Annotated in this window: 19 protein-coding genes and 1 other RNA gene; 10 read left to right on the top strand and 10 right to left on the bottom strand. The window is 63.8% G+C overall.

Features of this window, described 5'->3' with window-relative positions; translation table 11 throughout:
* Positions 1 to 38 precede the first annotated feature (38 nt).
* The 3 genes from K9B37_RS09830 to K9B37_RS09820 form a co-directional block, all read right to left on the bottom strand.
* Positions 39 to 1,913, bottom strand: a complete 1,875-nt coding sequence (locus tag K9B37_RS09830; protein ID WP_224312897.1) for an extracellular solute-binding protein — start codon at positions 1,911 to 1,913, stop codon at positions 39 to 41.
* On the bottom strand, positions 1,910 to 3,751 hold the full coding sequence (locus K9B37_RS09825) for an extracellular solute-binding protein (RefSeq protein ID WP_224312896.1): 1,842 nt from the start codon (positions 3,749 to 3,751) through the stop codon (positions 1,910 to 1,912). The genes K9B37_RS09830 and K9B37_RS09825 overlap by 4 nt, the downstream gene beginning before the upstream one ends.
* Positions 3,752 to 3,888: 137 nt before the next feature.
* Complete coding sequence (locus K9B37_RS09820) at positions 3,889 to 4,434, bottom strand: c-type cytochrome (protein ID WP_224312895.1); 546 nt, start codon at positions 4,432 to 4,434, stop codon at positions 3,889 to 3,891.
* A gap of 251 nt (positions 4,435 to 4,685) precedes the next feature.
* On the opposite strand from K9B37_RS09820, the gene K9B37_RS09815 reads away from it, so the two are divergent.
* The 3 genes from K9B37_RS09815 to K9B37_RS09805 are packed head-to-tail and all read left to right on the top strand — an operon-like array spanning position 4,686 to position 6,813.
* Positions 4,686 to 5,429 carry a 3-deoxy-manno-octulosonate cytidylyltransferase gene (locus tag K9B37_RS09815; RefSeq protein WP_224312894.1) on the top strand — a complete coding sequence of 248 codons (744 nt, stop codon included), beginning with the start codon at positions 4,686 to 4,688 and terminating at the stop codon, positions 5,427 to 5,429.
* Positions 5,426 to 6,280, top strand: a complete 855-nt coding sequence (locus tag K9B37_RS09810) for a prephenate dehydratase (RefSeq protein WP_255616526.1) — start codon at positions 5,426 to 5,428, stop codon at positions 6,278 to 6,280. The genes K9B37_RS09815 and K9B37_RS09810 overlap by 4 nt, the downstream gene beginning before the upstream one ends.
* Positions 6,277 to 6,813 carry a GNAT family N-acetyltransferase gene (locus K9B37_RS09805; RefSeq protein ID WP_224312893.1) on the top strand — a complete coding sequence of 179 codons (537 nt, stop codon included), beginning with the start codon at positions 6,277 to 6,279 and terminating at the stop codon, positions 6,811 to 6,813. Before K9B37_RS09810 ends, K9B37_RS09805 begins: the two co-directional genes overlap by 4 nt.
* A gap of 3 nt (positions 6,814 to 6,816) precedes the next feature.
* On the opposite strand, the gene nudC is transcribed toward K9B37_RS09805, so the two are convergent.
* From nudC to K9B37_RS09790, 3 genes are all read right to left on the bottom strand, one after another.
* Complete coding sequence (nudC, locus tag K9B37_RS09800; protein WP_224312892.1) at positions 6,817 to 7,719, bottom strand: NAD(+) diphosphatase; 903 nt, start codon at positions 7,717 to 7,719, stop codon at positions 6,817 to 6,819.
* A gap of 18 nt (positions 7,720 to 7,737) precedes the next feature.
* Positions 7,738 to 8,148, bottom strand: coding sequence for an HIT domain-containing protein (locus tag K9B37_RS09795; protein ID WP_224313075.1), 411 nt, complete (start codon positions 8,146 to 8,148; stop codon positions 7,738 to 7,740).
* A gap of 136 nt (positions 8,149 to 8,284) precedes the next feature.
* Complete coding sequence (locus tag K9B37_RS09790) at positions 8,285 to 10,048, bottom strand: arylsulfatase (RefSeq protein WP_224312891.1); 1,764 nt, start codon at positions 10,046 to 10,048, stop codon at positions 8,285 to 8,287.
* Positions 10,049 to 10,371: 323 nt separating this feature from the next.
* On the opposite strand from K9B37_RS09790, the gene ffs reads away from it, so the two are divergent.
* From ffs to K9B37_RS09755, 7 genes are all read left to right on the top strand, one after another.
* Positions 10,372 to 10,468: signal recognition particle sRNA small type (gene ffs / locus K9B37_RS09785), an RNA gene on the top strand.
* A 48-nt stretch (positions 10,469 to 10,516) separates the two neighbouring features.
* Complete coding sequence (locus tag K9B37_RS09780) at positions 10,517 to 12,346, top strand: DNA polymerase III subunit gamma/tau (RefSeq protein WP_224312890.1); 1,830 nt, start codon at positions 10,517 to 10,519, stop codon at positions 12,344 to 12,346.
* Positions 12,347 to 12,356: 10 nt separating this feature from the next.
* Positions 12,357 to 12,677: a YbaB/EbfC family nucleoid-associated protein gene (locus K9B37_RS09775; protein ID WP_224312889.1), complete on the top strand. Its 321-nt coding sequence runs from the start codon at positions 12,357 to 12,359 to the stop codon at positions 12,675 to 12,677.
* 9 nt (positions 12,678 to 12,686) lie between these two features.
* Entirely contained in the window at positions 12,687 to 13,292 is a 606-nt protein-coding gene (gene recR / locus K9B37_RS09770; RefSeq protein WP_224312888.1) for a recombination mediator RecR, read from the top strand.
* Positions 13,293 to 13,532: 240 nt separating this feature from the next.
* Complete coding sequence (gene dapD, locus K9B37_RS09765) at positions 13,533 to 14,375, top strand: 2,3,4,5-tetrahydropyridine-2,6-dicarboxylate N-succinyltransferase (RefSeq protein WP_224312887.1); 843 nt, start codon at positions 13,533 to 13,535, stop codon at positions 14,373 to 14,375.
* Positions 14,376 to 14,378: 3 nt separating this feature from the next.
* A complete protein-coding gene (gene dapE, locus K9B37_RS09760) occupies positions 14,379 to 15,536 on the top strand; it encodes a succinyl-diaminopimelate desuccinylase (RefSeq protein ID WP_224312886.1) in 1,158 nt (385 codons plus the stop codon).
* A gap of 147 nt (positions 15,537 to 15,683) precedes the next feature.
* Complete coding sequence (locus K9B37_RS09755; RefSeq protein WP_224312885.1) at positions 15,684 to 16,274, top strand: hypothetical protein; 591 nt, start codon at positions 15,684 to 15,686, stop codon at positions 16,272 to 16,274.
* On the opposite strand, the gene truA is transcribed toward K9B37_RS09755, so the two are convergent.
* Genes truA through def form a run of 4 tightly spaced genes read right to left on the bottom strand, consistent with a single transcriptional unit; the run spans position 16,271 to position 18,969 of the window.
* Entirely contained in the window at positions 16,271 to 17,014 is a 744-nt protein-coding gene (truA, locus tag K9B37_RS09750; RefSeq protein WP_224312884.1) for a tRNA pseudouridine(38-40) synthase TruA, read from the bottom strand. The genes K9B37_RS09755 and truA overlap by 4 nt on opposite strands.
* 1 nt (position 17,015) lies before the next feature.
* A complete protein-coding gene (locus K9B37_RS09745; protein ID WP_224312883.1) occupies positions 17,016 to 17,522 on the bottom strand; it encodes a GNAT family N-acetyltransferase in 507 nt (168 codons plus the stop codon).
* Complete coding sequence (gene fmt / locus K9B37_RS09740; RefSeq protein ID WP_224312882.1) at positions 17,519 to 18,451, bottom strand: methionyl-tRNA formyltransferase; 933 nt, start codon at positions 18,449 to 18,451, stop codon at positions 17,519 to 17,521. The genes K9B37_RS09745 and fmt overlap by 4 nt, the downstream gene beginning before the upstream one ends.
* Complete coding sequence (gene def / locus K9B37_RS09735) at positions 18,448 to 18,969, bottom strand: peptide deformylase (RefSeq protein WP_224313074.1); 522 nt, start codon at positions 18,967 to 18,969, stop codon at positions 18,448 to 18,450. Before def ends, fmt begins: the two co-directional genes overlap by 4 nt.
* Positions 18,970 to 19,021 lie beyond the last annotated feature (52 nt).

Here is a 19,021-nt window from a genome sequence, read left to right as displayed (position 1 = left end):
TGCCACGCTTGAGGTCACGCTTGGGGCTGAACGCAAGCCTAGCCTCTCCCGATCCGCCGCGCCTTGTCGGCGTCGTACCACCATGTTCCTGGCGCGCCGGAGCTGAGCCGCGGCTTGGTGGCCGGACGCGAGAACATGTCCCAATAGGCGACCCAGGTGCTCGGCTTGAACCACATGGGCACCCAGTATTGGCCGGCGCGAAGGACCCGGTCGAGGGCGCGGCAGGCGGTTACGAGCTCCTGGCGCGTCTTGGCGGACCCGATGATGTCGACCAAAGCGTCGACAGCGGGATTGTCGATGCCCGCGATGTTGTACGAACCGGGCGATTTACCGGCTTCGGAACCGTAGACGACGCGCAACGAGTCGCCCGGTGTCGACGAACCAGTGAGCGCTCGGGACGCCACGTCGAAATCGTAAACCTCGATCCGGCGCTGATATTGAGCTGCATCGACGATGCGCGATTGAGCGTTGATGCCGAGTCTTTTCAAATTGGCCTGGAACGGTTGCGTATGCGGCTGCAGAGCCGCTTGAAAATCCAGGAACTCGATGGTGAAGGGCTGACCGTTCGGGAGCTTTAAGGTGCCGCCCTCCCGCTTGCATCCGGCTTCGCGCAGCAGCTCGTCGGCGCGGCGCAGCAGGCGGCGATCCTGTCCCGATCCGTCCGAGACCGGCGGGGTATAGGGTTCGCCAAACACCGCTGGCGTGAGCTTGTCGCGGAACGGTTCGAGCAGCGCAATCTCCTCTGGAGAGGGCGGACCGCTTGCCTTCATGTCCGAGTTTTCGAAAAAGGACGTCAGGCGCTCGTAGGCGCCGTACATGATGTTCGCATTCGTCCATTCGAAATCGAAGGCGAGGCCGATCGCCTCGCGGATGCGCGGATCCTTGAACGCGTCGCGACGCGTGTTGAAATACCAGCCCTGGATCGGGGACGGCGCGTCGTTCGGGATCTCCTCCTTCTTCACGCGTCCTTCGCGGAAGGCAGGAAAATCGTAGCCTGTGGCCCAGGTCCGCGACGTGAATTCCTCGTTGAAGTTGAGGGTGCCGTTCTTGAAAGCCTCGAAGGCGACGATCCGGTCGCGGAAATATTCGTAACGGATGCGATCGAAATTGTTCTGCCCCACGTTCACGGGCAGGTCCTTCGCCCAGTAATCGGGAACGCGTTCGAACTCGATGAAGCGGCCCTGTTCGAAATGGCCGACCTTATAGGCTCCGGAGCCGAGCGGTGGTTCGAGAGTCGAGGCTTCGAAATCGCGGTCCTTCCAATAGGCCTGCGAAAAGATCGGAAGGCCGGCGATCACGAGATGCAGATCGCGGCTGCGTTTCGGCGCAAGCTGAACGCGCAGGACGTCGTCGCTTTCCGCTTCGGCACTCGCCATCTGCGTCAGGAGCAGACGGAATGTCGGGTGCCCCTTCTCCTTCAGGATGTTGAACGAGAAGGCGGCATCCTGTGCGGTTAACCGCGAGCCGTCATGGAAGCGGGCCTCCGGCCGCAGCAGGAAGCGGTAGGTCAGCTTGTCCTCGGAGACGCGAACGGCGCGTGCGACCAGCCCATAGAGCGCATCGGGCTCGTCGCCGGACCCAGCCATGAGGCTGTCGAAGGTGCCCGTCATCCCGGCTGCGCCGTCTCCGCGCAGAACATAGACGTTGAGGGTGTTGAAGGTGTCGAAGTTCTGATTGCCGACACCTTGCTTGATCTGGATTGCCAGCGTTCCGCCCTTGGGAGCGTCGGGATTCACATAATCGAAATGCTTGAAGTCCGGCGGATATTTCAGGTCGCCGAAGCTGGAAAGCCCATGGGTTTCGGTGCCGGCAGGTATCTCGCCGGACTGTGCAAGGCCTGTTCCGGACCGGGACGCGACGAGCGCTGCCGCGGCGGCGCCGACGAGCACGGTTCGTCTGGTCGGGCGCGTCATCGGGGCGCTCCCGTCTTGGTGGCCTTTGCCGTATCGTACCACCAGATCGTCGGGAACGCGGAGGCTCCATAGCGCGGCATCGTGTCGGGGTGGCTGAAGCGATCCCACCGGGCGGTGCGCTGCTTGCCATAGGTCCATTGCGGAATGACGTAGTCATGGGCGAGCAGCACGCGGTCGAGCGCCTTGGTGGCGGCGACGAGTTCGTCCCGATCCTTGGCGAAGATCACGCGGTCGATCAGCGCATCGACGCCGGGATCGCTGATACCTCCGAGATTGCGCGAACCTTCCCGCTGTGCGGCCTGCGAACCCCAGAACTCACGCTGCTCGTTGCCTGGCGATTGCGACTGGGCCCAGAGGCCCGTGGTGATGTCGAAGTCGAAGGAGCGCACGCGGTTGACGTATTGCACGTCGTCCACGATCCGCACGGTCGTGACGATGCCGAGGCGATCGAGGGAGGCCTTGTAGGGGAGAAAGATGCGTTCGTCGTTCGCCGTGTTGCCGAGGAGTTCGACCGTCAGCGTTTCGCCCTTGGCGTTCACGCGGCGGCGGTCCTTGAGTTCCCAGCCCGCTTCGCGCAGGAGACGATCCGCCTCCCGCAGATTGTTGCGGACGGCCTCGGGTGAATCGCTGACCGGGTTCTTATAGGCCGTCGTGAAAACCTCCGGTGGGATCTTGTCCTTGACCGTTTCCAGGATCGCGCGTTCCTGCCCCTCGGGCAGGCCTGACGATGCCAGGTCAAGGCCCTGGAAATAGCTGGAAATCCGCTCGTATTGCCCGGCGAAGATGGTGCGGTTGATCTCTTCGAATGGGAACGCGAGGTTAAAAGCGCGCCTGACGCGCTGATCCTTGAACTTGTCGCGCCGCATGTTGACCACGAAGGCCTGCATGACGCCCGATGCCCGGTTCGGGAATTCTTCCAGGATCACCTTGCCCTGCTGGCGCGCCGGAAAGTCGTAGCCGGTCACCCAGTTGCGTGCGCTGTTCTCGGTCCTGAAGTCGATCCGGTCGCCCTTGAAGGCTTCAAGTAGCACCGTGGCGTCGCGGTAATACTCGTAGCGGACCTCGTCGAAATTGTTCTGGCCCACATTCAGGTTCAGGTTTGTGCCCCAATAATCCTTGACCCGCTCGTAGGTGGCATTGCGGCCGGCATCGAAGCTCTTGAGCCGATAGGGGCCCGAGCCGAGCGGCGGTTCGAGACCGGTCTGCGTCACGTCCCGCTTGCGCCCATCCGGGGCCGTTCCCTCCCACCAGTGCTTCGGGAGAACGAGCAACTGGCCCATGATCTGGGGCAGTTCGCGATTCCCGGTCTGATCGAAACTGAACTTCACCTCGAGGTCGCCGAGCTTCTCGGCCTTGGTGACGTTCTTGTAATAGAAGGCGTAGGTCGGGCTGTTCGCCTTCAGGACGTCGAACGAGAAGATCACGTCGTCGGCGGTGACGGGCTTGCCGTCGTGCCAGCGGGCTTCTGGCCGCAACCGGAAGGTGACCGAGGAATAGTCGGCCGGATAGGAAAATTCTTTTGCCAGCAGCCCATAGGAGGCGCTCGGCTCGTCGAGGGAGGGGGACACGAGGGTCTCGTAGACAAGTCCGAGCCCGGCCTCGGGCGATCCCTTCACGCCGGCCACGGCGATATTGAAGCTGTCGAAGGTGCCCTGGATGCCGAAGCGGACGAGACCGCCCTTCGGGGCATCCGGGTTCACATAGTCGAAGTGCTTGAAATCCGGCGGATATTTCGGCTCTCCGAGGAGGGCCGAGCCGTGTCTCCAGGGAGCCTCCTGTGCCGCGACGGTCGAGACAATCAGACAGGCCAGAAGGCTCAGCAGGGCAGGACGGATCACAAGCAACTCCCGAACGTGAGGCGTCTTTTTGCGCGTTCGTACATTTTTGTCCGGAATCGGACGAGTGCAAGGGCGCAAGCCCAAAACAAAAGCCGGGCTCGCGCCCGGCTTCGTGAAGGAAATAATAGCGACGGGTCTTACTGGGCAGCCGGGAATGCGACCGGGCTGTCCGAGAGCGACCGCAGATAGGCCAGGATATCGGCTCGTTCTTCCGCCTTCGCGACGCCTGCAAAGGCCATCAGCGTGCCGGGGACGTCCTTCTTCGGGTTGGTGATGAACTTGTCGATCTCTTCGTAGGACCAGTTGCCGCCCTTGGCCTTCAGGGCGCCGGAATAGTTGAAGCCCTCATGCGAGGCGACCGGGCGGCCGACGACACCGAAGAGATCGGGACCGACCTTGTTCGGGCCGCCCTTCTCGAAGCTGTGGCAAGCCTGGCACTTCTTGGCGGCGGATTGGCCCTTGGCCGGGTCGGCCTTGGCCAGGAGAACCGGGAGAGGCTCGGACGGAGCGGCTGCGGCCGCGGCACCTGCACCGGCCGCCGTTTCCTCGGGGGCCGGAAGATCGTAGCCCGGAATGGCAGGGTGCTTAGGCGCGAACACGCCGCTGGCGATCACGTTGACGCCGACCACGAAGAGCAGCGTCCCAAACACGGCGCCCGCGATCTTATTGGTCTCGATATTCATGAATCAGGCTCTCCTCGCCTTAACCTGCGGCGGAACCGGCGCGACGAAACGGAAGGCGCGCGAGCGGGGGTGCCCGCGACCGTGGCGTTGCTTAGCCGCAGAGACGGGGGTTTGACAATGGGGTTCAGCGGGTTTTGACCGGTCTCGTGGTCGCATGGCTCCCAATTCGACCGCGCTGCCTCGTGTTCCTGAGACCATGACAAAGCGGCCAGGCCTTGGTAAGGACCCGCAACTCCTGCCCGAAGTACATCATGTCCGATCCTCTCGTCCTGATTCCCGCCCGTCTCGCCGCGACCCGCCTGCCGAACAAGCCCATGGCCGATATCGGCGGTGAGCCGATGATCGTGCATGTCTGGCGGCGGGCCATGGAGGCCGGGATCGGCCCCGTCGCCATCGCGACCGATGCGGATACCATTGCGGAAGCCGTGACGAAGGCCGGCGGCGTGGCCGTCATGACCCGGAGCGATCACGCCTCCGGATCGGACCGGATCTTCGAGGCTGTGGAAAAGCTCGATCCGGAAGGCCGCCACGATGTGGTCGTGAACGTCCAGGGCGACCTACCGACCATCGATCCCGCTGCCATCGCCGCGTCCCTCGGACCTCTCGCGGATTCTGCCGTGGATATCGCGACCCTGGTGGCACTCATCACGCGGGAGGAGGAGCGGATCGAGCCCAGCGTGGTGAAGATGATCGGAAGCGAGATCGCCCCCGGCCGATTTAGGGCGCTCTATTTCACCCGGACGACGGCTCCTTATGGGCCGGGGCCTCTCTATCACCACATCGGCCTCTATGCTTATCGCCGCAATGCGTTGCAGCGTTTCGTCGGAATGCCGCCTTCACCGCTCGAGATGCGCGAGAAGCTCGAGCAGCTGCGCGCCGTCGAAGCAGGCATGCGCATCGATGCCGTCGTGGTGAACGACGTTCCGCTCGGTGTCGATACTCACGAAGACCTTGAACGCGCACGTGCCGTCATTGCCGGCCGGAGACCATCATGAGCAAGATCATCTCGTTCCAGGGCGAGCCCGGAGCCAACTCCCACATCGCTTGCGACGAAGTCTATCCCGATTGGACGGTTCTACCGTGTCCCACCTTCGAGGACGCGTTCGCGGCGGTGAACGAGGGGCAGGCCGGTCTCGCGATGATCCCGATCGAGAATTCGATCGCCGGGCGCGTGGCGGATATCCATCATCTTCTGCCGACATCCGGTCTTCACATCATCGGCGAGCATTTCCTGCCGATCCACTTCCAGCTCATGAGCCTGCCCGAGGCCGATCTCGGCACGATCAAGAGCGTGCATAGTCACGTCCACGCCCTCGGCCAGTGCCGCAAGATCATCCGCAAGCTCGGGCTCAAGGCGCATGTGGCGGGTGATACGGCCGGCTCCGCGCGCGAGGTCGCGGAATGGAAGGACAAGACCCGCGCCTCCCTCGCGCCGCGCATGGCGGCCGATATCTACGGCCTCAAGATTCTGGCCGAAGACGTGGAGGACGAGGCGCACAACACCACGCGTTTCGTGATCCTGTCGAAGACGCCGCAATGGACGAAGTCCGGCGAAGGTCCGGTGGTGACCAGCTTCGTGTTCCGCGTCCGCAACATCCCGGCCGCGCTCTACAAGGCGCTCGGCGGATTCGCCACGAACGGCATCAACATGACCAAGCTCGAAAGCTACATGCTGGAGGGCGATTTCACGGCCACGCAATTCTACGCGGAGGTCGATGGGCACCCGGACGATATCAATCTCAAGCGCGCCCTGGAGGAGTTGGACTTCTTCTCTCGGGAATTGCGGATTCTCGGCGTCTATCCCGCAAGCCCCTTCCGCGAGAAGGTCCAGGATGCTGCGGAATGAGCTTTCACGTCGAGCCCGCGCTGGAGACGGACGTCGAGGCGATCGCCCGTGTCCACGTCCAGGGCTGGCGTGAATCCTACAAGGATTTTCTCAATCCCGCGTCGCTTGCAGGCTTGTCGGTCGAGGAACGAGCCCGGATGTGGCGCAGCACCTTCACGGCGCCCGACCCGCGTGCGCTTCTCCTCGTCGGAAGGGCTTCGGACGGCGAGATCGTTGGTTTCGTATGCGGCGGCCCAGTCCGTTTGGAGGACGCGGTGTCGCTCGACACGGCCGCCGAGGTCTATGCGATCTACCTCCTCGACAAGGTCAAAGGTCAGGGCCTCGGCCGCCGACTCATGGCCGGTCTGTTCGACCATTTGACGGGGCAAGGGTTCTCCTCGGCCGGGCTTTGGGTTCTTCGGGACAACTTGTCGGCCCGGCGCTTCTATGAACGCCTCGGCGGCAAGCCTGGGCCCGGACAGGAACTGGAACTGCGTGGTCAGACTGTCACCGAGATCGCCTATCGGTTCGATCCCATTCCGACGATCCGCTGATCCTCATTCGCTCATCCATTGCTGAAGCAAATGATTCGCAATGGCGATGGGGGAGGGGGCTCCGTATTCCTCGTGCGTTCCATCGAGCATCCGCCTGACGTCGTCGCGGGTGAACCAGCGCGCGTCTTCGAGCTCCTCGGTATCGAATGTAATCTCGTCCGTTTCCGCCTCGCCGGCACAGCCGATCATGAGCGAGGACGGGAAGGGCCAGGGCTGGGAGGCCAGATACCGCACTTTTCCGACCCGAATGCCGGCCTCCTCGAAAACTTCGCGCCGCACCGCGTCCTCGATGGTCTCACCAGGTTCGAGGAAGCCCGCCAGGCAGGAATAGGACTTGGGAGCAAAGCGCGCTTGGCGACCCAGCAGGCATTTGTCGCCGCGGGTGATCCGCATGATCACCACCGGGTCGGTGCGGGGAAAATGCTGGGCGCTGCATTGTGGGCAATCACGGCGGAAACCCGCCTGGGCGTGATGGGTCGGGGACCCGCAATTGGCGCAGAAGCGGTGGCGCGCATGCCAGTCGAGCAGGGACTTCGCCATGGCCAGCGTGCCGAGTTCTTCTAGTCTGACGAGGCCGTTGACAGCGATCGCCCGCAGGTTCTCGACGATGAATCGGGAATCATCCTGAAAGGCCGCGGCGTCTTCCGGCTTTGCGAGCGTCGCGATGACGGGCTTATCCTCGCGATAGCCGAGGAAAACCTGTTCCTGATGTTCCGTGATGCGGCTTAAGACCGAGGCCGGCAGGAAGCCGGTTCCAGGCTCTCCGGCCGTCAGGACGGGCAGGTCGCCTGCGAGCAGGACGATCAGGGCTTCCGGATCCTTCGCATGGCGCGCGAGAACTTCCGGATCATGCTCGGAGGTGTGGCGAACGAGCGTATTCGTGGCATAGGCGATGGGCAGAGACATGTCACACTTTCCCGAAGATTACGCGGCCGCGAACAGGGAGGCGGCGCGCTCGATCAGCGCGGTGGCCGCATGGTCAGGGTAAGGGGTCCGCGCCCCATGCCCCCAGACTGGGCCAGGCCAGGCGGGATCAGACCGGAAACGTCCGATCACGTGGACGTGGAGCTGCGACACGATGTTGCCGAGCGCACCGACATTCACCTTGTCCGGACGTGAGAGTTCCATCATCACGCGCGTCGTAACGCGGATCTCTTCCATGAGCTGAGTGGCCTGTTCGTCCGTCAGGTCGGTCAACTCGCTCGCGTTTGGCAGGCGTGGAACCAGGAGGAACCAGGGGAAACGGGCGTCGTTCAGGAGCAGAACCGACGACAGGGCGAGATCGCCGATCGGAATGGTGTCGGCGTCGAGCCGAGAATCGAGCTGAAAGATCATGCCCCTATCTAGCCGACCTTGCCGGCCGATGCCTATCCCGTCCTCGGCGCCGTTCTTCTTGCTGAGGGCGCTCATGGGCGCCCTCGAAATTGCCGATCAGCGATCGGCCAGCCTATCGTGCGTAGCCGCGCTACGCCTAGTTGCCCGGCTTGTTGCGGATTGCCTGCTCAACTTGCCGCTTCACGGCTTCCAGGTTGAACGATGCTGGGTCCTGCATCGGCGGGTAGTCGATCGCCGTCGCTGCCAGTTTCGCGACCTCCTGCTGGACGGAGACGAAGCGCCAGAACTCACGGGCGTAGAAGTCGTTCATGTAGCCGCCACCGAGATCGTTCAAGCTCTGGCGACCAATCGATGGCGTGCGCTCGAACGGATCCTGGCGGATGTTGAACATGACCGGCATGTCCGTCGTGACCTTCGGTCCGGGCCAGCCATCCGGCTGCTGGATGAACTGGAACTTAAAGTCGTCGATGCGGACTGAGCCGAGCTGCGGCCCGCCGAAGTAGAAGAACTCATGCCGAGCCGACGGACCGTTGCCTTGCAGGAGCGCGAGCTGGTTGTAGCCATCGAGATGGTTCTTGTAGCTGCGATCGCCGAGCTGCACTCCCTTGAGAAGCTGATCGGTGATGTTCGGGTTGCCCGCGGCGGCGAGCAGCGTCGGGAACCAGTCGAGCCCCGAGAAGATGCCGTTCTCGACCGTGCCGGGCTTGACCTTGCCCGGCCAGCGGATGATCGTCGGGACGCGGAATCCGCCTTCGTTGACCGTTCCCTTGGTCGCCTTGAACGGTGTCATGCCGCCGTCGGGCCACGTGAACACCTCGGCTCCATTGTCGGTGGTGAAGATGACGATCGTGTTGTCGGCCTGGCCCGAATCCTGCACGCATTTGAGCAGGGCACCGACATTGTCGTCGAGCTGCGCCATGCCGGCCTCTTCGAGACCGTAGTTGGTCTGGCTGTTCATCATGGCCTGATACTTTGGCGACAGGAACGTCCAGATGTGCATGCGGGTCGTGTTGTGCCAGACGAAGTACGGCTTGCCGTCGGTCTTCGCCTTGTCCATGAAGTCGCATGATGCCTTGACCAGCACCTCGTCGAAGGTGGTCATGTCGTACTTCGCCTTCGGCGTGATGTCGTGCATGTTCGGCACGTTGGTCATGTTGGGATAGGGCGCGAGCGGTCCCTCGTCGACGATCCGCTGCTTGCCGATCCGGCCCCAGCGGGGCTGCTCGGTCTGATCATCGGTGCCGGTCGCATAGGTGTGCACTAAATTGCGCGGGCCGACCTTGTCGCGATAGGACTGGTCGTCCGGGAACGAATACCAGTATGGGTCCGACATCGCGTCGAGGTGATACAGGTAGCCGAAGAACTCGTCGAAGCCGTGCAAGGTCGGCAGATATTTGTTGAGATCGCCGAGATGGTTCTTGCCGAACTGCCCGGTCTCATAACCCTGCGCCTTGAGGGCGGAGGCGATCGTCACGGCTTGGTCCGGTATGCCGACATCGGCGCCCGCCTGGCCGACGGTGGTGAGCCCGGTGCGCAATGGGATTTGGCCAGTGATGAAGCTCGCCCTACCTGCCGTGCAGCTCGCCTCGGCGTAATAGTCGGTGAACATCATGCCCTGCGAGGCAAGCCGATCGAGGTTCGGCGTTTTTCCTGACATAATGCCCCGGTGATAGGCGCCGATGTTGAACCAGCCGACATCGTCGCCCATGATGACGAGGATGTTCGGCCGTGCCGGTGCTTGCGCAGCCGCAGGTGCTACGGCGGCGGCGGACACGAGCGCAGTCGCGCCGAACAGAAGGGCGCATGAGGCACTGCGCGCTTTAAATGCTGTCTTCTCAAACCAGGATCTTGTTTCTGTTGAATCCACGCAGAACTCGTCCGTCGGAATTGGCGTGCGCATGACGCATCCTTCCTCTCTCAGGTTTTCGAGGTTCTCGTCCGGATGCTGCAATGTTTCGGCCCGTGTACGGACAGCTCCCGAGGCATCCTAGCGATCTTGATAGGACGCGAACGGGGCCGTGATAGGTCAACGGCTCGGCAATTCAGGATAACAGCCCAGAGTTGTCCCGTTGCGAGGTGTTGCTGACGACGGGTGGCGTCCTGGTGGCCCAATCGCCGGCCATCCCCACTACCCACAGCCGGGTGGGCTGCCTGCGTCCATCGGGCACTCCCGGCCGGCCTTCTTCGCTTGCGTTCGCCCGTCGGAGAGCCCATATAGGCCTCGGGAGGTTGGCGAGGGACGTCTCACTCGCCAACCGGGTCAGATCCGGAAGGAAGCAGCCCTAACGAGACCGAACGGGTCTTCGTCCAGCCTCCCACCCTGGCGCTTGCAGGAGCGTCTCCTGTCGCTTACCCATTCTTGCAGCCGATGGACGAAACCACAGCCGGCACGCCCCTGAACGACGAGCCGGCTCTGCCGGGTTTTCCGCCTGCGCCCGTCTCGTCAGGCGCCGCCGCTTATCGCGTCCTCGCCCGCAAATATCGTCCCCGCACCTTCGACGATCTCATCGGCCAAGAGGCCATGGTCCGAACCCTCTCGAACGCTTTCGAGACGGGGCGCATTCCGCAGGCCTGGATGCTCACCGGCGTCCGCGGCGTCGGCAAGACGACCACGGCCCGAATCCTGGCCCGCGGCCTGAACTATCAGACGGCTGATGGTGCGGGTGGGCCGACCATCCACATGCCGACGCTGGGTGTCCATTGCGAGGCGATCATGGAATCGCGGCACGTGGACGTCTTGGAGATGGACGCCGCCTCCCACACGGGCATCGACGATGTCCGCCAGATCATCGACGGCATCCGCTATTCGCCGGTCTCGGCGCGTTACAAGGTCTACATCATCGACGAGGTGCATATGCTCTCGGAGAAGGCGTTCAACGCCTTCCTGAAGACCCTCGAAGAGCCGCCGCCGCACGCGAAGTTCATCTTCGCCACCACCGAAATCCGCAAAGTTCCCGTAACGATTCTGTCCCGCTGCCAGCGCTTCGACCTGCGCCGGATCGATGCGGACAAGCTTGTGGCCCATCTCGGCCGGATCTGCAGCGCCGAGGGCGTGCAGGCTGAGCCGGAGGCGCTGGCCTCCATCGCCCGCGCGGCGGAGGGCTCTGCCCGCGATTCGCTCTCGCTTCTCGATCAGGCCATTGCCCACGGGGCCGGTCTCGTGAAGGCCGAGACCGTGCGCGACATGCTGGGGCTTGCCGACCGGACCCAGGTCATCGACCTGTTCGAGGCCGTGATGCGCGGGGACGTGCCGGCGGCCTTCGCGGGCTTGCGCGCCCAGTACGATTCCGGAGCGGACCCGGCCGTGGTCCTGTCGGACCTCGCGGCGTTCTCGCATGTGGTCACGCGCCTCAAGCTCATCACCGAGGCTGCGAAGGATCCGGCCTTGTCGGAGGCTGAGCGGAGTCGCGGCCTCGACTTCGCTCAAAAACTCTCCGTGCGGGCTCTCTCCCGCGCGTGGCAGATCCTGCTGAAGGGTATCCCGGAGGTCCAGGCCTCGAATCGGCCGATCGCAGCGGCGGAGATGGTGCTGGTGCGCCTGGCTTATGCGGCGGACCTGCCGACGCCGGACGAGGCTCTGCGCGCCCTGAAGGATGGAACGCCGGTGCCGACGGGAGGAGCCGCTCCCTCCGTGCCACGGCCGTCCGGGCCGACAACCTCCGGCAACATGGCCTTGGCCTCCTCGCAGCCTCGGCCGCAACCGCGACCGGAGCCGCAAGGCGCGGCACCCGCCGTGCGGTTACGGCGGTTCGAGGACGTCGTCGCCATGGCCGGCGAGCAACGGGACATCGTTCTGAAAGGCGCCCTGGAGCGGGACGTACGCCTCGTCCGCTTCGAGGAAGGCAGCATTGAACTCAGCCTTGCGGAAGGTGGCAGCCGTACCATCGCCAACGACCTTTCCCGCGCGCTGCAGCAATGGACCGGCCAGCGCTGGATGGTCGCCTTGTCGTCGGAGCAGGGCGCCCCGACCTTGCGCGAGCAGGCCCAGACGGCGGAGCGTGAGCGTAAGGAGGGGGCGGCGAACCACCCTCTCGTCCAGGCTGTGCTCGCCAAGTTCCCAGGCGCGCAGATCGTCAACGTGATCGAGCGCGGGGAGAAGGGCGCGGACGACGCGTCAGCCGACGCGGAAACCGAAATTCTCGGCGAAGCCGATGCGCTCGCCGCCCACGAAGCAGAAACCGACGACGATCTGAATTGAGGAGACCGTCATGAAGGACATCATGGGACTCATGAAACAGGCCCAGGCCATGCAGCAGAAGCTGCAGGACGCTCAGGCCGAGCTTGACACCGTGGAGGTCGATGGCACCGCCGGCGGCGGCGCCGTGACCGTGAAGGTCTCCGGCAAGGGGACGCTGAAGGCGATCAGCATCGATCCGTCGCTGATGAACCCGGACGAGAAGGAGATCCTCGAGGATCTCATCGTCGCAGCCATGAACGACGCGAGAGGCAAGGCCGACCGCGCCGCTCAGGACCGGATGGCGGAGCTGACCAAGGGCCTGCCGCTGCCGCCCGGCCTAAAGCTCTTCTAAGGGATCGCAATGGCTCAGAACGTCGCCGGACCCGAGATCGAGCGCCTGATCCAACTCCTGGCACGGCTGCCGGGTTTAGGCCCGCGCTCAGCCCGGCGCGCCGCTCTGCACCTGATCAAGAAGCGCGATACGCTTCTCAATCCGTTGAGCGACGCCATGCGTGTCGCCAACGAGCGGATCGTCGTGTGTTCCACGTGCGGCAACGTCGATACCTCGGATCCTTGCACCATCTGCCGCGATCCGCGCCGCGATATGTCGATCCTCGTGGTGGTGGAGGATGTGTCGGACCTCTGGGCACTGGAGCGTTCGGGTGCCGTCAATGCCCGTTATCACGTGCTCGGCGGCGTGCTTTCGCCCCTCGACGGTGTTCGTCCCGAGCATCTCAATCTCGACCGTCTCGTGGCCCGCGCTTCCGAACCTGGCGTCTCGGAAGTCATTCTGGCGCTCAACGCTACCGTTGACGGCCAAACCACCGCTCATTACATCACCGAGCTCCTCACGCACCTGCCGGTGAAGGTCACCAAGCTCGCCCACGGCGTTCCGGTGGGTGGCGAACTCGATTATCTCGACGAAGGCACCCTCTCAGCGGCGATCCGGCAGAGAACAGCGTTTTAAGGCCCCTGCCCCGTCATTCCGGGGCGCGCCATTGGCGCGAGCCCGGAACCCATAGCCGCTGAGCTTTACGGTTGAAGCGCAATGGCGGTTGCTGCGCCATTTCCTCCATTATCTGCGGTTATGGGTTCCGGGCCCAGCTCTGCGAGCTGTCCCGGAATGACGGTGTGTCAGGTGACAGGCTCAACCACCGTTGCTAAGCAGGCTTCTCCCGTTTTCCTCCGAAGCCTCCGAGCCAATCCCATGTCCCATACCGATCTCGCCCGAACCATCGATGCCGCCTGGGAGGACCGGGCCAATGTGAGCCCCGCCACCAAGGGCGCAGTGCGGGAGGCCGTCGAGCAGGCCCTTCATCTGCTCGATTCCGGCAAGGCACGCGTCGCCGAAAAGGCGGGCGGCGAGTGGCAGGTGCATCAGTGGCTCAAGAAGGCGGTTCTTCTGTCCTTCCGCCTCAACGACATGGGCATTATTAAGGGTGGGCCCGGCGAGGCCGTGTGGTGGGACAAGGTGCCCTCCAAGTTCGACGGCTGGACCGAGACCGAATTCAAGCAGGCGGGCTTCCGCGCCGTTCCCAACTGCACCGTGCGTCGCGGCGCCTTCATCGCGCCCGGCGTGGTGCTGATGCCGTCCTTCGTCAATCTCGGCGCCTATGTGGACGAGGGCACCATGGTCGATACCTGGGCGACGGTCGGCTCCTGCGCCCAGATCGGCAAGAACGTCCATCTCTCCGGCGGCGTCGGCATCGGCGGCGTGCTGGAGCCGCTCCAGGCCAATCCCACCATCATCGAGGACAACTGCTTCATCGGCGCCCGGTCGGAGGTGGTGGAAGGCGTGGTCGTGGGCGAGGGTTCGGTCCTCTCCATGGGGGTCTTCATCTCCGCCTCCACCAAGATCATCGACCGCAACACCGGCGAGGTCTTCGTCGGCAAGGTTCCGCCTTATTCGGTGGTCGTCCCCGGCTCGCTCCCCGGCAAGCCGCTTCCCGACGGCACGCCCGGCCCATCCCTCTACTGCGCCGTCATCGTCAAGCGCGTCGATGCGCAGACCCGGGCGAAGACCGGAATCAACGAGCTGTTGCGGGATTGAGCCATGGAGCATTCCCCGCTCTCTCTTGCCCAGTCCCTTCTCCGCTGTCCCTCCGTGACGCCCGCCGAGGGTGGGGCGCTCGCCTTCAGCGAAAGCGTGCTGCGCGAAGCGGGCTTCGAGGTGCATCGGCCGGTCTTCTCGGAGCCCGGCACGCCGGACGTGGAGAATCTCTATGCCCGCTACGGCAAGGGCGAGCCTTATCTGCTCTTTTCCGGGCATACGGACGTGGTGCCGCCCGGCGACACAGGCCGCTGGCGGCATGATCCGTTCGGCGGCGTGATCGACGGCACCGAGCTCTACGGGCGCGGCGCGGTCGACATGAAGGGTGGCATCGCGTGCATGATGGCGGCGGCGCTTGAATTCGTCCGCGAGCGGCCGGATTTTCCAGGCTCCATCGGCTTCCTGATCACGGGTGACGAAGAGGGGCCCGCCATCAACGGCACGGTCAAGCTCCTCGACTGGGCAAAGGCGCGGGGCGAACGCTTCGATGCCTGCATTCTCGGCGAACCGACCAATCCGGAACGGCTCGGTGACATGATCAAAATCGGCCGGCGTGGGTCGCTCACCGGTCATGTGACCGTCGAGGGCAAGCAGGGCCACGTGGCCTATCCACATCTTGCGGACAATCCGATTCCGAACCTCATGCGGCTGCTTTCCGCCCTGATCGCGAAGCCGCTTGATCACGGCACCGATCATTTCGATGCATCCAATCTCGAGGTGACGACGGTCGATGTGGGCAATCCGGCCGCGAACGTGATTCCCGCAGCCGCGCGAGCCACCTTCAACATCCGCTTCAACGACCGCTGGACGCCGGAGAGTCTGGAGGAGGAGATCGCCCGAAGGCTGAGTGAGGCCGCCGGGAACCACGTGCGCTACACGCTCACCATGGAACCGACGAACGCAGTCGCGTTCCTCACCGAGCCGAACGACTTCGTCGGCTTCATCGCGAAGGCGATCGAGACTGAAACAGGCATCCGGCCGAAGCTGTCCACCACGGGCGGCACCTCCGATGCCCGCTTCATCGTCAGGGATTGCCCCGTGGTCGAGTTCGGCCTCGTCGGCCAGACGATGCATCAGGTCGACGAACGCGTCGCCGTCGCGGACCTGGACAGGCTGGCCTCGATCTATCGTAAGGTGCTCGACGCCTATTTCCCTGCCTGATCCGGATTCATCCGGGCGCGACGATAGGAATTTCATTCTCCTGCGGCACTTTGAAAGCGCGGCATTATGCGACGAAAGTCGCATCATACCGGAACGTTCGCCGTCTTGGCAGGTTTTCGTGAGCAATCCTCTTGCGGGAGCTTGGCCATGATCGTGACTGCCGACGAAGTCAATCGCTCGTTCAGAGGCGCGCTCGACCTGCTCAACAGCCGCGTCGAAGGGCTGAAGGCCTTCGACATGAGCGAGCGCGGGTTCTGGCGGTCATTCGCGGCGATCTGGCTGACTTTGCCGGCCTATGTGGTCTCTATCGCGTTCGAGCGGCTGCGCCTGGGGTTGCTCTTCCCGAATCATCCCCTGCTCGACAGTTTTCAGATCGATTTCGTCGTGGCGCTGGGGCAGGTGGCGAGCGTCCTCGCCTTGCCCGTGGCAATGATCTGGGGTGCGCGGCAGCTGCACCTGACGCATCGCTATGTTCCGTTCGTGATCGTCATGAACTGGATCAACGTCATCGCCATGCTGTTGATGTCGGTTCCGCTTCTGCTTCTGCTTCTCGGATGGGCGACGCCGGCCCTGTCGGCTCTGTTCAGCCTCGCGTTCTTCGTCATCGTCCTTCGCGTGCAGTGGTTCGCCACGAAGGCGACGCTCGGGCTCGAAAGCCTTCCGGCCTTCGGCATCGTGACGCTCGGTGTCGTGCTCAACAGCCTCATCGACACCGCGGCGCGAGCGCTGCTGTCCTAATCAGGATAATCGACGCCGATCAGATAGAGGCCAGTCGAGGGCGCCATCGGCCCGCAGCGCTTCCGGTCGCGGGCATCGAGGGCTTCGCGCACATCGGCAACGGTCCAGCGGCCGGCGCCGGCCCGCTCCAAGGTCCCGACCATGGAGCGCACCTGATGATGCAGGAAGGAACGGGCGGAGGCGAAGATCCGGATTTCGTCTCCGGTCTGCTCTACATCGAGACGGTCGAGTGTCCTCACCGGGCTATTGGCTTGGCATTCGGCGGCCCGGAAGGTCGTGAAATCATGCCGCCCGATCAGCGACTGCGCCGCCTCGTGCATCACGGCAGCGTCGATGGGCCAAGCCACGTGCCAGACGCGATTGACTTCGAGCGCCGGCGGCGAGCGACGGTTGAGAATGCGATAGACATAATGACGTTTGACCGCCGAAAGGCGCGCGTGAAACGTGTCAGGCACCTGTCGCGCCGAGAGAATGGCGACCGGAGCCGGTTTCAGGTGAGCGTTGGTCGCATCCCTGACGGTATCCTCCCGCCACTCCTTGGCGAGATCCACATGGATAACCTGGTGCGTGGCATGCACACCCGAATCCGTGCGCCCCGCGCAATGGATGCGCACCTTCTCCCCGGCGAAGCGCGCGATGGCATCCTCCACCGCCTGCTGCACGGAGAGGCCGTTCGTCTGATGCTGCCAACCCGTGAAGGGCGTCCCGTCATATTCGACGACCAGCTTGTAGCGCGGCATCTCAGGTCAGCTCCGCAAAGGCGGAAGCATAGGCAACCGGGCCTTGTGCGTCCCGTCCCTTGTCGGTCAGGGGCAGGGCCTGAAGGAAGGGGCCATCGTAAGGGGTACGAAGCCCTTGTGCATCCTCCGGCCGAAAGCCGAAATCGCCGTAGTAGTTAGGCTCTCCGAGCACCAGGATAAGATCGGCACCCTGATCCGCCAGCCTTTGCAGTGCGTCCTCGATCAGGGCCGCGCCAACGCCCTGGTTCTGAAAAGCCGGCAGGACAGCAACCGGCGCAAGCGCGTAGGCCCTGACGTCAGGCGACTCAGCAAGAATCAAAGGCGAAAAGGCGACATGGCCGATTACTTCGTCCGCAAAGGCCACGAGAGAGAGGGCGAGATCGCCGTCGCGACGAAGCCCGTCCACGAGATTCGCTTCGGCAGGTCCGCCGAAGGCGGCGGCGTGAAGCGCGTGGATCGCAGTCCGGTCGTTCAGCTCCTCGGGCCGGATCCGCAGATCGGCTGTCATGCGAGGCTTGCTCCCGTGCCCAGCCTGACGCCACGAAGGAACTCCTCGGCGCTCATGGGGCCCTTTCCGGCCCGCTGAACCTGGAGAAGGCGTACGGCACCATCGCCACAGGCCACCAAGCCCTTGTCATTGAGAAGGCGGCCAGGTTCCCCCTGTCCATCGCCGATTGCAGTCCGCAGAACCTTGACCCGCTCGGCTCCCTTGCCGAAATCGGCGGCGAAGAAACTGCCCGGAAAGGGTGACAATCCCCGGACATGGTCATGGACCGCCTGGGCGGGTTTCGCCCAGTCGATCTGCGCCTCGGCGTTCGTCAGCTTGTGCGCATAGGTGACGCCCTGTTCGGGCTGGGGTGTGAAGTTCAGACCGCCGCGCGAGAGAGCCGCCAGAGCCCGCACCATGAGGTCCGCCCCGAGACCCATCAGCTTGTCGTGCAACTCGCCGGCCGTCATGTCGGGGGTGATCGCTACGCGCTCCGCCATAGCGACGGGACCGGTATCGAGGCCCTCTTCCATCTTCATCACGGCGACGCCGGTTTCCTTGTCGCCCGCCATGATCGCCCGCTGGATCGGCGCCGCGCCGCGCCAGCGGGGCAGGAGGGAGGCGTGGAGATTGAGGCAGCCGAGGCCGGTCCTTCCGAGAATGGATGTCGGAAGGATCATCCCGTAAGCCACGACGACAGCCACATCCGCTTCGTGCGCCCGGAAAACCTCGGCGGCTTCCTCGTTGCGCAAGGACTTGGGCGTGAGGACTTCGAGCCCGAACCGCTCCGCCATCCGGTGAACCGGGGAGGGGCGCAGTTCCATGCCGCGTCCGGCTGCGGCCGGCGCCCGCGTATAGACGGCGACGACCTCGTGCCCCTGGCCGACGATCTCGGAGAGGGTCGGAACCGCGAAGTCGGGTGTGCCCATGAAGACGACGCGAAGGCTCATGCGCCGCTCGCCTCGCGCTTGGCCGCCTTCTTGAACTTGGTCATGACCCGGTCCCGCTTCAGCTTGGAAAGATAGTCAATGAAGAGGACACCGTTGAGATGGTCGATCTCGTGCTGCACGCAGGTCGCCATCAGCTCCCCGGCTTCCTGCTCGATGATCTTGCCGTCGAGGTTCATGTAACGAAACCGGACCCGGTCCGGCCGCTCGACTTCCTCGTAGTATTCCGGAATCGAAAGGCAGCCCTCCTCGTAGGTGCGCTTTTCCTCTGACGTCCAGAGAATCTCGGGATTGATGAGGACCATCGGCTGACGCTCGGTCTCCGACTTCGACACGTCCACGGTGACGATCCGCAGCGGAACGCCGATCTGGATGGCGGCGAGGCCGACGCCGGGAGCATCGTACATGGTTTCCAGCATGTCGTCCGTCAGTGTCCGGATCGCGTCGGTGATCTCCTTTACGGGCTCGGAAACGAGACGGAGCTTGAGATCGGGAAGAATAACGATGGGTCTGATGGTCATGGGCGCGGAGATAAGCGGTTGTGTCAGGATGGTCAAATCGTTCGTCTTATGT

This window comes from Microvirga puerhi (assembly GCF_020089865.1).
In the GTDB taxonomy this organism is placed as follows: Bacteria; Pseudomonadota; Alphaproteobacteria; order Rhizobiales; family Beijerinckiaceae; genus Microvirga; species Microvirga puerhi.
This window is presented reverse-complemented; position numbering and strand designations above follow the sequence as displayed.